Source organism: Loktanella sp. S4079 (genome assembly GCF_000967725.1).
In the GTDB taxonomy this organism is placed as follows: Bacteria; Pseudomonadota; Alphaproteobacteria; order Rhodobacterales; family Rhodobacteraceae; genus Yoonia.
This window is the reverse complement of record NZ_JXYE01000002.1, coordinates 1,430,390-1,443,566: the sequence shown is the minus strand read 5'-3', so window position 1 is coordinate 1,443,566 and position 13,177 is coordinate 1,430,390. Positions and strand designations below refer to the sequence as shown.

The window sequence follows — 13,177 nt, the reverse complement described above, 5'->3', positions numbered from 1 at the left end:
CCCGCGCCACATCGGCGCCCGGACAATGCGGTTCTGGCTGTCAGCATATGGCGCAACCTTGCTTTGTGTTCGTGGCATGCTGCCACGGGCAATGCCGTATGTGCGGGTGCTGACCCGCAAAAGAAACAGGATATCCACGTTATGGATTTTGATATGCTGGGGCTCGCGCCTCGACTTGTAAAAGCGTTGAAAGAACAGGGGATCACCGATCCGACGCCTATTCAAACACAGGCCATTCCGCACGCGATGAACGGGCGCGATGTCATGGGCTTGGCGCAGACCGGTACCGGTAAAACGGCAGCCTTTGGTCTGCCAATGATCAACGCCTTGCTCAAGGCCGGGGTTAAGCCGAATGCAAAAACGGCACGCGGACTGGTACTTGCGCCCACCCGCGAACTTGCAAAACAGATCGCAGAAAACCTGACGGCCTATACCAAGGGCAGCCATCTTAAGGTTGCTTTGGTCGTTGGTGGTGCTGGCATCGTGGGGCAGACAAAGCGGCTTGCTGGTGGGGTTGATCTGCTCGTTGCGACGCCTGGACGTTTGATCGACCTGCTAGACCGTCGCGCAGTGCGTTTGGATGAAACGATTTATTTGGTCTTGGATGAGGCTGATCAGATGCTGGACATGGGCTTTATCCATGCGTTGCGTCGGATTGCGCCGCTTTTGGCTAAGGATCGCCAAACCATGATGTTTTCGGCGACCATGCCAAAACTGATGGCCGAACTGGCTGATACATATCTGACCGATGCTGTGCGCGTGCAGGTGAACCCGCCGGGCCAAGCAGCCCGCAAAATCGCGCAATCTGTGCATTTTGTGGCGCAAGCGGCCAAGACTGATCTGCTGGTTGAACTGCTCGATAAACACCGCGATGAATTGGCGCTGGTCTTTGGCCGCACCAAGCACGGCTGTGAAAAGCTTTATAAAGTGCTTGAGAAAAAAGGATTCGCCGCAGCCTCCATCCACGGCAACAAAAGCCAAGGACAGCGTGACCGCGCAATCACGGCCTTCAAAGAAGGAAAAGTCCGCGTATTGGTCGCGACAGATGTTGCCGCGCGTGGGATCGACATTCCCGGCGTGCGCCATGTCTATAACTACGATTTGCCGAATGTGGCCGACAATTATGTCCACCGGATTGGCCGGACGGCGCGTGCCGGCGCTGATGGGTCAGCCGTGGCGTTGGTCGCCCCAGACGAGATGATCGAGTTGCAAGACATCGAAAAGGTGATGAAAGAAAACATCCCCGTCGCATCTGGTCGCCCATGGGAAATCCAACCGGGCCAGAAGAAACGTCCAAACGGCGGTGGCGGTGGTCGTCGTCGCGGTGGAGGCGGCGGCGGTGGCCGTCATAACGGTGGCGGTAAGCCCGGCGGCGGCAAGCCGGGCGGTGGACGTCGCCGTGGCGGTGGTGGCCGTTCGCGCGCATCAGCATAATGACAAAGGGTCGTCGCGCGCAACTGTGCGGCGACCTATCCGTATTTACGAAACGCTTCCATTTCTAACGCCAGCTTTGTGTGCAGTTCGGAAATGACCAACATTTGATCGCGGCGCTCAGCCGGGTCCGTCAGCGATCTAAGCCGCTCTTGTGCCGCTGTAATTTGCTGTTTCAGGATGACTACTGGTGATTTGGCATCAGCTTCCGCCATCATCCGGCTCAACACCGCATCTTGTGGATTATCTACAGCGGGCAGGGGCTTTCCTGCACCCGAGAGATTATCCAGATCACCACGTTTTTCGGCGTTTTGGACGATTTGATCGATCAGACTACTTAGGGGATGATGCATCGTGTGATACCTAATCTACGCAAACTTGGGTGTCCCAATTCATGGCCTATTTGCTACGTAAATAAAACGGCGCTGTCATCATTGTTTTAAGACGTTTGACCCGTCAGCCTATCGGGCCCCATCAAATGAAAACGCCGCCCATTTTCATGAGCGGCGTTTTGAATACGTAGGGTGGATCTTGATCCACCAGCGGTCTTAGAAGCCCAGACCAGCGTATTTGTTTTTGAACTTGGAAACACGGCCACCGGCGTCCAGCAGGCGTGTCGAAGAACCGCCGTTCCATGCTGGGTGTACGGATGGGTCGATGTCCAGCGCCATTTGGTCGCCTTCTTTGCCCCAAGTGGATTTCATCTGAACCACAGTACCATCGGTCATTTTGACGTCGATGATGTGGTAATCTGGATGGATATCTTTTTTCATGACAGCAATCCTTACGCTTCAGCGCCTTTTGGCGCTTTGTAGTTGGTAACTTCTGCGATACGTGCGGATTTACCACGACGTGAACGCAAGTAGTACAGTTTCGCGCGACGCACGCGACCACGGCGAACCACGGTGATGCTGTCGATGTTGGTGGAGTGCAGAGGGAATACGCGCTCTACGCCTTCACCAAAGGAAATTTTGCGAACGGTGAATGAACCGGCGATGCCGGAACCGTTTTTACGGGCGATGCAGACGCCTTCGTAGTTTTGCACACGTGTACGTGAGCCTTCGGTCACTTTGTAACCAACGCGGATGGTGTCACCCGCTTTAAAGTCGGGGATCTCTTTCCCCAGCGCAGCAACTTGCTCCGCTTCGAGTTGTGCAATCAGATCCATCTGAGAGCTCCTTTGATGCTTGTGGTATTCCACAATGTTTCTGCGCAACCTGAGAGCTCTTGGTCTTCACCGGGTCCCTATCACTGATAAGCCCGCCAGAGATCACGTCGTCGTTCATTTATTGGTTTGGGTCTGTCTGCATTGCGTCGAAGAAGACGCGACATATGACATAGCCAAACGAATCCATAGACCATTGGTCTGCAGACTGGCGTTCTATAGGGGGCATCCCCCTTGTGATCAAGTTTCTTTTTGGGTTTTCGCGCAATGTGCGGCCCATAAATCGGGCCGCCGTTCTTGTGTGATCTTTTCGGACATCTCGCGACGCCATTCAGCGATTTTGGCGTGGTTGCCCGATAGCAAAACATCGGGAATTGCGTGCCCCTGCCATTCGGCGGGTTTTGTGTATTGCGGATGCTCGAGCAAGCCATTTGAGTGGCTTTCTTCGACGGCGCTATCGGCATTACCCAACACCCCCGGCAAGAGCCGGACGGTTGCGTCAATCATCGCTTGGGCTGCGATTTCGCCACCAGTCATGACAAAATCGCCGAGGGAAACTTCTTGGATGCCAAAATGCTGCAAGACACGTTCATCGACGCCTTCGAAACGCCCACATAGCAATGTCACCCCATCAGCGCGTGCCCAGTTGCGCGCCATTGTTTGATCAAACCGCCGCCCGCGCGGGGACAGGTAAACCAAGGGCATATGCCCACGTGCGCCAGAACGCGCTTCTTTGATTGCGGTCTCTAACACATCTGCCCGCAAAACCATGCCCGCACCACCGCCAGCAGGGGTATCATCGACATTGCGGTGTTTGCCGATGCCGTATTCGCGCAGGTCATAGGTTTGCAGCTGCCAGCGCCCGTCTTGCAGGGCCTTGCCCGTCAGACTCTCGCCCAAGACGCCGGGAAATGCCTGCGGAAAGAGCGTGATGATTTGCGCAGTCCAAGATCCGGCAAGCTCTGGCGCATCGGTCATCAATTCACGCGGCTTAAAGGTTGCCCGAATTGATTTACGGCCAATCGCTTTGCCTGAGATGGATTTTTTTATTTGATCTGACATGGGGTGGTTCTATGGGATGACTGGCCATTGCGAAAGAGGCAACATCGTGTTGGACTATACCAATGCCAACTGATTTCGACAGATATCTTGATCGCGCCGAGGAGCGCGCAAACGCAATTCAGCGATGGGAACAGGCGGCGCCACAAAGCACACCGATGCGTCAAATCATGCGCGGTGAGTTGCTGCGCGCCAAACCGCACTCTGCGGTTTTTGCGGGGACCTTTAGGGACCAGCCGATTATTGCGCGTCACGTCACCCGGCCAAATGCGGCGGAATTGGTCACCAAACTTGGCCACGAGCTGCGCGAGGTCGGACCAAAGATGAATGATGGTGACTGCCGTTTAAACCAGTTGATTGACCTTGATCCGACGGTTGGGCTGCTGATCGTGTCCAAACTACCTGGTGAGCCTTTGTTGCTGCACAGCGCTTCGGATCTGTACCGTCACGTCGGGCGCTGGCACCACAAGTATGTGGGGGGGCGTCGCGAACAGGGAAAGTTCTCTGCGCAGTATTGGCTGTCAAAGCTGGATCAGGTGCCGAATAATGGATTGGACGGCGATGATCTGGCGTTGGCTGCGCATTTCAAATCACGCCTCGATAATGACGGCTCCGCTTTGCAGGGAGGCAAGATTTGCCGTGTTGCGGGCCATGGAGACTTTGCCCCGCATAACTTTCATTTTGACGGTCAGACCCTTTATGGGTTTGATACTGGGGTCGGTGCGAAAACACCGCTCGCACGTGATCTAGCGCATTTGGTGTTTCATGTGGCGCTCAAGGCGGAGAATTCTTCGGCATCTCCATGGGGCGTAGCAGAACAGGATGTCATTGATTTGGCTCAGGCCGCTGAACTGCCATCGGACGAATTGCCATCGACACTGTGGTTCTTTTACGGGTGGTTCTTGTATCGTGGGCTTTTGAGATACGCAAAAAACGCAACGCGACGAGAGCGACTGCGGAGTCTGATTACGACTTATCTTGTGATTGATCGTCTGTAGCAAAAAGCCCTTCTGGCGGGTCAACGATGATCCGTTTCGCGCTCAGGTCAACAGTTGGCGCGTTTGCCTTTGTAAAGGGGAGCAATACCGTGTCAGACTGCGCTGGTACGGCGATTTCAAGCAAATCACCTGCACCGTGATCCATCACGTTGCGCACCGTGCCAAGTGTTGCGCCACCTGCATCAAGCACAGTGAGGCCGATCAGGTCTGCATAATAGAATTCATCGTCAGGCAGCGATGGCATTGCATCGCGATCCGCATAAAGCGGCGTATTGCGTAACGCGTCGGCCTCTTCTTTGGTGGTGATGCCGTCGATGCGCGCGGTAAACCCGTTCTTGAGTTGCCCCGTCAGAACCATCTGGGCGAATGATCGACCACTTTCTGTATAAAGCGGAGTGTAATCTGCGATGGCCTCTGGCTCTGTGCAGAAGGATTTCAGACGAACTTCGCCTTTGACGCCAAAAGAACCACCAAGTGAGCCGACAATTACACGTTCAGTCATTGGGCATTTCCGATCCTAGGCACATTCGATTGACCCATTGTCCGTTGTTATCCTGACAGAGCGTTTGCGCATTGCTGCGTTCGGTCAGAATGCCCGCGATAAATGCAAACGTCGTAAAAATTGCAAGGCGTAGCAAACGAAACATGGTATTTCCCCAAAGGGGTGTTGCCCAGCCATTCAGCCGGGCAACACATGCGTTTCTTACTCTTCTGCTGCGTCTTCAGCAGGAGCGTTTGCAGCTTCTTCAGCAGCTTTTGCTTTTTCTTCCGCGCGTGCCTGAGCAGCTTTGCCAGGTGTACCTTTCTTAGGGTTGCTGCGGTCTTTCTTAGGCAGCTCGCCTGCGGCTTCCAGCATGCGGGAAACACGGTCAGTTGGCTGTGCGCCTTCACCCAACCAGTATTTGACGCGCTCGATGTCCATTTTCACGCGGTCTTCGCTGTCTTTTGGCAGCATTGGGTTATATGTGCCCAGCTTTTCGATGAAGCGGCCGTCACGTGGCATGCGGCTGTCAGCAGCCACGATTGCGTAGTGAGGGCGCTTTTTGGAACCGCCGCGTGCGAGACGAATTTTCATAGCCATGGTGTATTCTCCTATAAATGGCAGGGGTGTGGTGGATTGAAATCCACCCTACGATTGGTGTTGTTTGTGGTGTTGGATCACTTCCTGAATGATGAAGTTCAGGAATTTCTTGGCAAACTCAGGATCAAGATCAGCCTGGCTTGCAAGTTCGGTCAACCGCGCGATCTGCTGCGTTTCGCGGGCAGGGTCGCTTGGTGGAAGGTCATGTTCGGCTTTGAGTTTGCCGACGGCTTGAGTGTGCTTGAAACGCTCGCCCAATGTGTAAACAAGGATCGCGTCCAATCTGTCGATGCTCTCGCGGTGGTTCTTAAGCAGCTCAGCTGCACGAGTGACGGCGTCAGACATGTGGCGTTCCTTTAACAGTTTCATCGTTAAGCGTAGGTGTCGTGCCCGCAGCATCCGGTGACGGGTGCCGCCAGATATGCATCAGTCCAAGTGTATTGTGCTGAAATGTTTCCCCATCGGTACAGCCCAACCGTTTGGCCAAGGCAACCGAGCGGGTGTTAGCTGGATCGATCAGGCTGATTGCGGTGGTCCACCCCAGCGTTTGATAGGCATAATTGCGGGCAGTCACTGCCGCCTCTTGCGCGATCCCGCGCCCTTCGGCATTGGCAAACAGCGACCATGCGATTTCGGGTTCTGGCCAGCCTTCGGGGTAGTAAAGACCGACAACACCCAATGCCGCGTCGGTTTCACGATCCGCGACGATCCAGCGCCCAAAGCCACGCAGTGCCCAATGGCCCGCAATTTCAGCAAGCTGTGTAAAGGCCCGCTCGCGGGTAAAGGGCCCGCCAAGCAGCTTGGTCCGATCGGACGCGCGGAATGCAGCATAGGCGTCGAAATCGTCCCAGCGCGGCGCACGCATCGTCAGCCGTTTGGTTTGCAGCGTCGGGATCATGAAATTGCCCCCGCTGCTTGGGCTGTGGCGCGTGGATCATCATGGGCAAGGTGCCGCATCACGATCACCTTTTCACCGTCGATGACATCCCGACGTTCCTCGGCAGCACCCAAACGGGTGGCCAGGGCGAGTGAGCGTGTATTGCTGGGCGCAATCAGTGAAATCAGCGGTTCAAGACCGAGCGTCCGGCCCGCCCATTCACGTACGGCGCAGGCAGCCTCAAAAGCGTAGGAGCGCCCTTCGAAACCGTCAAACATATGCCACGCCATTTCAGGCTGAGGCCATTCGATGTGGTTCAGGACACCAACGCGGCCAGTCGCAACCCCAGAGGATTTTTCGGTGACGGTAAAGAGCCCGTAGCCATGCCAGTTCCAATGACCAACACCTGCCAAAAAACCACGCCAAGCGTCGCGCTCTGAAACTTTGCCGCCGACGCTTTCCATGCGGGCAGAACGCGTTGCCCATGCGGTAAAGGCCGCAAGGTCGCGTTTCTCTGGGCCGCGCAGGACCAGACGTGCCGTGGAAAGGGTGGGGGCGGGTGTCATGGCTTACTTTTTCTTTCCGAAACCAGAGAGACCGGGGGGAAGACCCATGCCGCCACCCAGACCGGGCAGACCACCGGGCATTTTGCCCTTCAGTGCTTTGGCCGCTTCTTCCATGGCTTTGGGATCGTTCATGTCGGGCATGCCGGCTGGCATTCCGCCGCCTTTGCCGAACATGCCTTTCATGGCTTGTTTTAGCATGCCGCCTTTTCCCAGCTTTTTCATCATGTCAGCCATCTGGCGCTGTTGCTTGAGCAGCTTGTTCAGCTCTGACACCTCAAGACCGGCACCTTTGGCGATACGTTTCTTGCGTGATGCGGCCAAAATGTCAGGGTTGGCGCGCTCTTTTTTCGTCATAGAGTTGATCAGGGCGATCTGGCGCTTAAGGATGCTGTCGTCGATACCAGCAGCGGCCATTTGTTTGCCCATCTTGCCCATGCCGGGCATCATGCCCATCATACCTTCCATGCCGCCCATCTTGATCATTTGCTCAAGCTGCATTTTCAGGTCGTTCATGTTGAAGCGACCCTTTTGGAAGCGCTTCATCATGCGTTCGGCTTGTTCAGCCTCGATGGTTTCTTGGGCTTTTTCGACAAGCGCAACAATGTCACCCATGCCCAGAATGCGGCCAGCGATCCGGTCTGGTTCAAAGGTTTCAATCGCGTCCATCTTCTCGCCGAGACCGACGAAACGGATGGGCTTGCCCGTAATCGCGCGCATCGAAAGCGCGGCACCGCCGCGGCCGTCACCGTCCATACGGGTCAGGACAACGCCGGAAACACCGATCTTATCGTCGAATTCTTGGGCAACATTGACCGCGTCCTGACCTGTCAGGCCGTCAACGACCAACAGTGTCTCGCGCGGGTTTACGGCGTCACGTACTGCAGCCGCCTGCGCGATCAGTTCCTGATCAATATGCAAACGGCCCGCAGTGTCGAGCATATACACGTCATAGCCGCCGAGGCTGGCTTGGGTCTTGGCACGTTTCGCAATGGCGACAGGATCTTCGCCCTTAACAATGGGCAGCGTATCGACACCAATCTGCCCGCCAAGGATTTGCAGCTGCTCCATCGCGGCAGGGCGGTTCACGTCAAGTGATGCCATCAAAACGCGTTTGCCATCGCGCTCTTTCAAACGCTTTGCCAATTTCGCGGTTGTTGTCGTCTTACCCGAACCTTGCAGACCGACCATTAGGATCGGGGCGGGTGGGTTGTCGATCTTCAGATCACCGGGTTCTGCATCGCCTGTCAAAACATGCTTCAGCTCGTCATGGACGATCTTAACAACTTGCTGGCCGGGGGTGATGGATTTGGTGACCGCTTGGCCTGTTGCCTTGGTTTGGACCGCTTTGATGAAATCACGCGCGACAGGCAGCGAGACGTCAGCCTCTAGCAGGGCCACGCGGACCTCGCGCAGGGCGGTTTTGACGTCATCATCAGACAACGCACCTTGTTTGGTTAGCTTGTCAAAGACCCCGGAAAGGCGGTCGGATAGATTCTCAAACATAGGCCTTGGCCCCTCGCGTCGTTTCGGTTGCCTTGCGTATATAGGAACGCGCGGCGTAAAGCAGTAGCGCCCCCGTGGGCGCAACGCGCTGACGGAGGGCGATCCCCTAGATTTCGGGGACCGGAAAGCTGGCGCTATCCGGGTGTTGGACCGCGTTTACGCCCGCCGGGCTTCTGAGTCAACATCCTGCGCAAGCCAGTCATTGATTGTGGTCGCGACAGAATTGGCGGTGCGCTCTGCGCGGTGCCCGTGTGCGTATCCGTCCGTCAATGGGTGCGCCCCTTCGTCCATCCCACCATCGAGGATCAGCGCGATGCGATGGTAACGTCTCCTTGGGTGTCGCGGGTCTGCATAGGTTTCAACCTCGGCACGGGCGAGGTGGTTCAGCGCGTGTTGAATACGCGTACGTCGAAACACGGTGCTACGCCGAATTTCAAATAGATTGCGCCCACGATCCAATATGATGTCGATCCGCCGCACTGCAAAGCAGGCAATCACACCGACACCGATGGCAACCAAGGTCAACATCAGGCCCTTGGCGGTATCTCCGGCTGAGAATGCAAACATCGCCCAGCCGATCAGGCCGACAATCCAACCGCATATTGCAATGCCAATCGCCCACGGCACATCACTGATAATGAGCTGCGCGTCAGTGTGTCGTTCAATCTTCATCGCATTAATATGGTGCGCGTTATTGCGCATTTCTAGTCTTTTTAATTTGCGCTCTTGAACAATCGACGTGATTTTCTATCTTCGATGTTAATCAGCGCACAGGGGTAGGTCATGGACAATTGGGACGAAATTCGAACGGCTTATCAGGTCGCGCGCAAAGGTACAGTGAGTGGGGCTGCGGATGCACTAGGTGTTCACCATGCCACCGTCATTCGCCACATTGATGCGCTAGAGCAGCGTTTGGGCGTGAAGCTGTTTCAACGACATGCGCGTGGCTATACCGCAACCGAAGCGGGGCAGGACCTGTTACAGGTGGCGCAAGCGACCGATGATCAATTCACCCAATTGGCCGGGCGGATCAAAGGGCAGGGCGAGGGCGTTTCCGGCGATCTGGTCGTCACATCACTCGAAATGGTGTCTGATCTGCTCACCCCGATTTTGACGCGCTTTCAGGCGAACCACCCAGAGGTGCGCGTGCGTTATCGTACCGGCGAACGCGTGTTTCGGCTCGAATATGGTGAGGCCCATGTCGCTGTGCGTGCGGGTCGCATGCCCGAAGAGCCCGACAATGTCGTGCAGCCATTCATGTCGCAGCGCATGTCGCTCGTCGCGGCGGCGCCCTATGTCGAAAAATATGGTATCCCAAGCGGGGTCGAAGATTTTGAAAACCATTTGTTCGTCGGGCACGACGATGAAAACACGCGTGCGCCCTTTGCCAAATGGATGCGCGAGAATATCCCGAGCAATCGGATCGTCTATCTGGCCAGCGAAAATCGCCATATGCGGGATGCCGTCTTGACGGGTGCGGGGATTGGGTTTGTTCAAAGCCACTTGTTGAACCGTGACCTTGGCCTGACCGAGGTGATCCCCCCGCTGGAAGAATGGGAATCAGCCCTTTGGTTGGTCACCCATGTCGATCTTCATCGCACGACCAAGGTGCAGGCGTTCCTGCGTTTCCTCAAAGATGAAGTGAAGGGCATTAGCTGCTAATGAAGCCTGCTCACGCTGGGCATCTTGCGATGCTGTCGTTTTCTGTCCTCATTGCGGGGTCTTTTTCGTTAGGCGCGTTGGCTGCGAATGAAATCACGCCACTTGCGCTGAATGCGGTCAGGTTTTGGATCGCAGGGGCAATTATCGGCACGGCAGCTTACCTAACGACGGGGATATCGCGTAATGCGCTAAAGGCACCTTGGCGCTATTTGGCGCTGGCGGCGTTCTTTACCACCTATTTTGTGCTGATGTTTGAGGGATTGAAAACTGCGGCCCCTGTGAGTGCGGCGGCTGTATTTACCTTGACGCCCATCCTTAGCGCCGGATTTGGTTGGCTGCTCTTGCGGCAGGTTCTGACCGCGCGAATGGCGTTGGCATTAGCAATTGGCGCGCTTGGGGCGCTTTTGGTGATTTTTCGTGCCGATATTGCTGCGCTACTGCGGTTTCAGATCGGCAAGGGCGAGATGATCTATTTTTGGGGCTGTGTTGCACATGCGGCCTATACCCCGATGGTACGTAAACTTAATCGCGGCGAGCCGACGCTCGTCTTTACATTTGGCACGTTGGTTGCGGGGGCGATTATCCTGACTTTCGTTGGGTGGCGCGATTTGGTGGCGACCGACTGGGCCAATCTGCCCGGCATCGTTTGGATTACCATTCTTTACACCGCCGTGATCGCAAGCGCGACGACCTTTACGTTGCTGCAATTTGCGGCGCTGCGGCTGCCAAGTTCAAAGGTGATGGCCTACACTTATCTGACCCCATCATGGGTAATCGTATGGGATATCGCGCTAGGCGGGACAGCGCCGCCTGCGATGGTGGTGCTGGGTTTGGTACTGACGGTTATCGCATTGGTGATGCTGCTACGCGACTAGGCTGGGCTACTTAAGCTCGTGTTCAAGAAATGCCTCGAACGCATCAAGGTCAACGGCATCCATCTGCCCAAAGGCCTGCATCCAGACCGATGCCTCACGCATCGCATCTGGTTCCAGCTTGCACCATTTCACGCGCCCGCGCTTTTCTTGGCTGATCAACCCCGCAGCCGTAAGTACTACCAAGTGCTTGGAAATCGCCGCGAGCGACATATCAAATGGCTCTGCTACATCGGTCACGGCCATGTCATCCTCGAGCAGCATAGCAAGGATGGCCCGGCGGGTTGGATCGGCAAGGGCGGAAAACACAAGGTCAAGCGGGTTAGTCATGCGCCGATTAAGCGGGGTTCTGAATAAACGTCAACCATTTGGTTGAATGTTGTTCTGCGGCATTTTGGGCGCGTGTTCTGGTGAATTGCGAATCTGATTTGTGGTTTTATGTATTAAATTCAGGCACTTAATTTGTTATCACGTTTGCTTGACTCTGTAAGGCGTCGCACCTAAACCATCCTCAACCTTCCGAGGGGATGATGACATGTCTGATCCGCACGACGCTGATCGCCTAAAGGCGCTAGAAGCGAAGATTGAGGCGCTCAAAGCGCCCGCGCCAGACAAGGACCACAAGGAAGAACATTATTCGCAAGCGCAGCTTGCCTGGCGGATGGTGATAGAGCTAGTGGCTGGTCTTGGGATCGGCTTTGGCATCGGATACGGGCTGGATACCCTCTTTGGGACAAAGCCGATTTTTCTGGTGCTGTTCATATTCTTTGGCCTCGCGGCTGGTGTTCAGACCATGATGCGATCCGCCAAAGAGGTACAGATGAAGCAGCAGGAAGCTGCGGAAGAAAAGGGTGACGCAAGTGGCGACTGAAACACACTCCGAAGGTGGTCTGGTATTCCATCCGCTGGATCAGTTTATTCCCAAGCCGTTGTTCGGCAATGGTGACGTACACTGGTACACACCGTCGAACCTGACCCTGTGGTTGGCAATTCTCGTACTTTGCGTCATCGGCGTATTTGTTCTGGGTAGCCGTGGCCGCGGTATCATCCCTTCACGCATCCAATCTGTTGGCGAGCTGATGTATGGCTTTGTCTACAAGATGATCGAAGATGTGACAGGCAAAGACGCGGTCAAATACTTCCCATACATCATGACAATGTTCGTATTTGTCCTGTTTGCGAACTATCTGGCGCTGCTGCCAATGTCTTATAGCCCGACCTCGATGATCGCTGTGACTGCGGTGCTTGGTTTCGGTGTCTTTATCGCGATTACTGTGCTTGGCTTTGTAAAGCATGGCGCTGCATTCCTCGGCCTTTTCTGGATGAAGGATGCGCCCGGCTTCTTGCGCCCAATCATCGCGATCATCGAAGTGATCTCTTACTTCGTTCGTCCTGTTAGCCTGTCCATTCGTTTGGCTGGCAACATCACTGCGGGTCACGTCGTGATCAAGGTTTTCGCAGGCTTTGCAGCCCTGACGCTGGCAAGCCCTGCTGCGATCCTTGGGATCACCGCGATCTACGGTCTTGAAATCTTGGTGGCTGGTATTCAGGCCTATGTTTTCACGATCCTGACGTGTGTCTACCTAAAAGACGCGCTTCACCCCGCTCACTAATCACCACAAGGGTGGGCAATTCCACCCTTTACTAAACTTCCAATCGTAAGGAGAATTCTCATGGAAGGCGATATCGCAAGCATCGGTGCCGGTCTGGCAGCAATCGGTTCAGGCATTGCAGCCATCGGCGTTGGTAACGTTGCTGGCAACTACCTGGCAGGCGCACTGCGCAACCCATCTGCTGCTGCTTCGCAGACAGCAACACTCTTCATCGGCCTGGCGTTCGCCGAAGCTCTGGGGATCTTCTCGTTCCTCGTCGCGCTTCTGCTGAAGTTCGCCTAAGACGAAGCCGTTATCCTTACGTCTGGCTGGTGCAGTAACCTGCGCCAGCCAGTAAAATCACAAGGTAT

General features: G+C 55.4%; 19 protein-coding genes. 7 read left to right on the top strand and 12 right to left on the bottom strand.

All coding sequences use genetic code 11. From position 1 onward, the window contains the following. The first annotated feature begins 141 nt into the window (after positions 1-141). On the top strand, positions 142-1,434 hold the full coding sequence (locus TW80_RS08365) for a DEAD/DEAH box helicase (RefSeq protein ID WP_045996774.1): 1,293 nt from the start codon (positions 142-144) through the stop codon (positions 1,432-1,434). 35 nt (positions 1,435-1,469) lie between these two features. Here TW80_RS08365 and TW80_RS08360 read toward each other — a convergent pair whose 3' ends face one another. The 4 genes from TW80_RS08360 to trmD form a co-directional block, all read right to left on the bottom strand. Beyond that, entirely contained in the window at positions 1,470-1,784 is a 315-nt protein-coding gene (locus TW80_RS08360; RefSeq protein WP_045996773.1) for a DnaJ family domain-containing protein, read from the bottom strand. Between the two features lie 195 nt (positions 1,785-1,979). Continuing rightward, positions 1,980-2,204, bottom strand: coding sequence for a 50S ribosomal protein L31 (rpmE, locus tag TW80_RS08355; RefSeq protein WP_045996772.1), 225 nt, complete (start codon positions 2,202-2,204; stop codon positions 1,980-1,982). An 11-nt stretch (positions 2,205-2,215) separates the two neighbouring features. Then, positions 2,216-2,599 carry a 50S ribosomal protein L19 gene (gene rplS / locus TW80_RS08350; RefSeq protein ID WP_045996771.1) on the bottom strand — a complete coding sequence of 128 codons (384 nt, stop codon included), beginning with the start codon at positions 2,597-2,599 and terminating at the stop codon, positions 2,216-2,218. A gap of 237 nt (positions 2,600-2,836) precedes the next feature. Next, positions 2,837-3,658 carry a tRNA (guanosine(37)-N1)-methyltransferase TrmD gene (gene trmD / locus TW80_RS08345; protein WP_045996770.1) on the bottom strand — a complete coding sequence of 274 codons (822 nt, stop codon included), beginning with the start codon at positions 3,656-3,658 and terminating at the stop codon, positions 2,837-2,839. A gap of 62 nt (positions 3,659-3,720) precedes the next feature. Here trmD and TW80_RS08340 point away from each other — a divergent pair, with 62 nt between their 5' ends. Continuing rightward, entirely contained in the window at positions 3,721-4,653 is a 933-nt protein-coding gene (locus tag TW80_RS08340) for a hypothetical protein (protein WP_045996769.1), read from the top strand. Here the strand turns inward: TW80_RS08340 and rimM are convergent. From rimM to TW80_RS08305, 7 genes are all read right to left on the bottom strand, one after another. Next, complete coding sequence (gene rimM, locus TW80_RS08335; RefSeq protein WP_045996768.1) at positions 4,622-5,155, bottom strand: ribosome maturation factor RimM; 534 nt, start codon at positions 5,153-5,155, stop codon at positions 4,622-4,624. The genes TW80_RS08340 and rimM overlap by 32 nt on opposite strands. A gap of 201 nt (positions 5,156-5,356) precedes the next feature. Then, complete coding sequence (rpsP, locus tag TW80_RS08330) at positions 5,357-5,734, bottom strand: 30S ribosomal protein S16 (protein WP_204218475.1); 378 nt, start codon at positions 5,732-5,734, stop codon at positions 5,357-5,359. A 48-nt stretch (positions 5,735-5,782) separates the two neighbouring features. Continuing rightward, on the bottom strand, positions 5,783-6,079 hold the full coding sequence (locus TW80_RS08325) for a chorismate mutase (protein WP_045996766.1): 297 nt from the start codon (positions 6,077-6,079) through the stop codon (positions 5,783-5,785). After that, positions 6,072-6,632: a GNAT family N-acetyltransferase gene (locus TW80_RS08320; protein ID WP_045996765.1), complete on the bottom strand. Its 561-nt coding sequence runs from the start codon at positions 6,630-6,632 to the stop codon at positions 6,072-6,074. The genes TW80_RS08325 and TW80_RS08320 overlap by 8 nt, the downstream gene beginning before the upstream one ends. Next, positions 6,629-7,177, bottom strand: a complete 549-nt coding sequence (locus TW80_RS08315; RefSeq protein WP_045996764.1) for a GNAT family N-acetyltransferase — start codon at positions 7,175-7,177, stop codon at positions 6,629-6,631. Before TW80_RS08315 ends, TW80_RS08320 begins: the two co-directional genes overlap by 4 nt. Before the next feature lie 3 nt (positions 7,178-7,180). After that, positions 7,181-8,680, bottom strand: a complete 1,500-nt coding sequence (gene ffh, locus TW80_RS08310; protein ID WP_045996763.1) for a signal recognition particle protein — start codon at positions 8,678-8,680, stop codon at positions 7,181-7,183. 156 nt (positions 8,681-8,836) lie between these two features. Beyond that, on the bottom strand, positions 8,837-9,382 hold the full coding sequence (locus tag TW80_RS08305; protein ID WP_052700914.1) for a hypothetical protein: 546 nt from the start codon (positions 9,380-9,382) through the stop codon (positions 8,837-8,839). Positions 9,383-9,463: 81 nt separating this feature from the next. Here TW80_RS08305 and TW80_RS08300 point away from each other — a divergent pair, with 81 nt between their 5' ends. Both TW80_RS08300 and TW80_RS08295 read left to right on the top strand, forming a co-directional pair. After that, entirely contained in the window at positions 9,464-10,342 is an 879-nt protein-coding gene (locus TW80_RS08300; RefSeq protein WP_045996762.1) for a LysR family transcriptional regulator, read from the top strand. Beyond that, positions 10,342-11,217 (top strand): DMT family transporter, encoded by an 876-nt coding sequence (locus TW80_RS08295; RefSeq protein WP_045996761.1) that lies wholly within the window; start codon positions 10,342-10,344, stop codon positions 11,215-11,217. Before TW80_RS08300 ends, TW80_RS08295 begins: the two co-directional genes overlap by 1 nt. 6 nt (positions 11,218-11,223) lie before the next feature. Here the strand turns inward: TW80_RS08295 and TW80_RS08290 are convergent, their stop codons facing one another. Next, positions 11,224-11,544 carry an ArsR/SmtB family transcription factor gene (locus TW80_RS08290; protein WP_045996760.1) on the bottom strand — a complete coding sequence of 107 codons (321 nt, stop codon included), beginning with the start codon at positions 11,542-11,544 and terminating at the stop codon, positions 11,224-11,226. Between the two features lie 205 nt (positions 11,545-11,749). On the opposite strand from TW80_RS08290, the gene TW80_RS08285 reads away from it, so the two are divergent. From TW80_RS08285 to TW80_RS08275, 3 genes are read left to right on the top strand one after another with little or no spacing between them, the layout of a single operon-like run. After that, on the top strand, positions 11,750-12,085 hold the full coding sequence (locus TW80_RS08285; RefSeq protein WP_045996759.1) for an AtpZ/AtpI family protein: 336 nt from the start codon (positions 11,750-11,752) through the stop codon (positions 12,083-12,085). Continuing rightward, a complete protein-coding gene (locus TW80_RS08280; protein ID WP_045996758.1) occupies positions 12,075-12,827 on the top strand; it encodes a F0F1 ATP synthase subunit A in 753 nt (250 codons plus the stop codon). The genes TW80_RS08285 and TW80_RS08280 overlap by 11 nt, the downstream gene beginning before the upstream one ends. Before the next feature lie 60 nt (positions 12,828-12,887). Continuing rightward, positions 12,888-13,109 (top strand): F0F1 ATP synthase subunit C, encoded by a 222-nt coding sequence (locus TW80_RS08275; RefSeq protein WP_045996757.1) that lies wholly within the window; start codon positions 12,888-12,890, stop codon positions 13,107-13,109. Positions 13,110-13,177: the final 68 nt, after the last annotated feature.

Excerpts from the sequence above, each read along its gene's own strand:
- TW80_RS08365 (WP_045996774.1), top strand. The coding sequence starts at position 142 with ATGGATTTTGATATGCTGGGGCTCGCGCCTCGACTTGTAAAAGCGTTG.
- TW80_RS08315 (WP_045996764.1), bottom strand. The coding sequence starts at position 7,177 with ATGACACCCGCCCCCACCCTTTCCACGGCACGTCTGGTCCTGCGCGGC.
- TW80_RS08305 (WP_052700914.1), bottom strand. The coding sequence starts at position 9,382 with ATGCGCAATAACGCGCACCATATTAATGCGATGAAGATTGAACGACAC.
- TW80_RS08340 (WP_045996769.1), top strand. The coding sequence starts at position 3,721 with ATGCCAACTGATTTCGACAGATATCTTGATCGCGCCGAGGAGCGCGCA.
- TW80_RS08295 (WP_045996761.1), top strand. The coding sequence starts at position 10,342 with ATGAAGCCTGCTCACGCTGGGCATCTTGCGATGCTGTCGTTTTCTGTC.
- TW80_RS08275 (WP_045996757.1), top strand. The coding sequence starts at position 12,888 with ATGGAAGGCGATATCGCAAGCATCGGTGCCGGTCTGGCAGCAATCGGT.
- trmD (WP_045996770.1), bottom strand. The coding sequence starts at position 3,658 with ATGTCAGATCAAATAAAAAAATCCATCTCAGGCAAAGCGATTGGCCGT.
- TW80_RS08290 (WP_045996760.1), bottom strand. The coding sequence starts at position 11,544 with ATGACTAACCCGCTTGACCTTGTGTTTTCCGCCCTTGCCGATCCAACC.
- TW80_RS08360 (WP_045996773.1), bottom strand. The coding sequence starts at position 1,784 with ATGCATCATCCCCTAAGTAGTCTGATCGATCAAATCGTCCAAAACGCC.
- ffh (WP_045996763.1), bottom strand. The coding sequence starts at position 8,680 with ATGTTTGAGAATCTATCCGACCGCCTTTCCGGGGTCTTTGACAAGCTA.
- rplS (WP_045996771.1), bottom strand. The coding sequence starts at position 2,599 with ATGGATCTGATTGCACAACTCGAAGCGGAGCAAGTTGCTGCGCTGGGG.
- rimM (WP_045996768.1), bottom strand. The coding sequence starts at position 5,155 with ATGACTGAACGTGTAATTGTCGGCTCACTTGGTGGTTCTTTTGGCGTC.
- TW80_RS08325 (WP_045996766.1), bottom strand. The coding sequence starts at position 6,079 with ATGTCTGACGCCGTCACTCGTGCAGCTGAGCTGCTTAAGAACCACCGC.
- rpmE (WP_045996772.1), bottom strand. The coding sequence starts at position 2,204 with ATGAAAAAAGATATCCATCCAGATTACCACATCATCGACGTCAAAATG.
- TW80_RS08300 (WP_045996762.1), top strand. The coding sequence starts at position 9,464 with ATGGACAATTGGGACGAAATTCGAACGGCTTATCAGGTCGCGCGCAAA.
- TW80_RS08285 (WP_045996759.1), top strand. The coding sequence starts at position 11,750 with ATGTCTGATCCGCACGACGCTGATCGCCTAAAGGCGCTAGAAGCGAAG.
- rpsP (WP_204218475.1), bottom strand. The coding sequence starts at position 5,734 with ATGGCTATGAAAATTCGTCTCGCACGCGGCGGTTCCAAAAAGCGCCCT.
- TW80_RS08320 (WP_045996765.1), bottom strand. The coding sequence starts at position 6,632 with ATGATCCCGACGCTGCAAACCAAACGGCTGACGATGCGTGCGCCGCGC.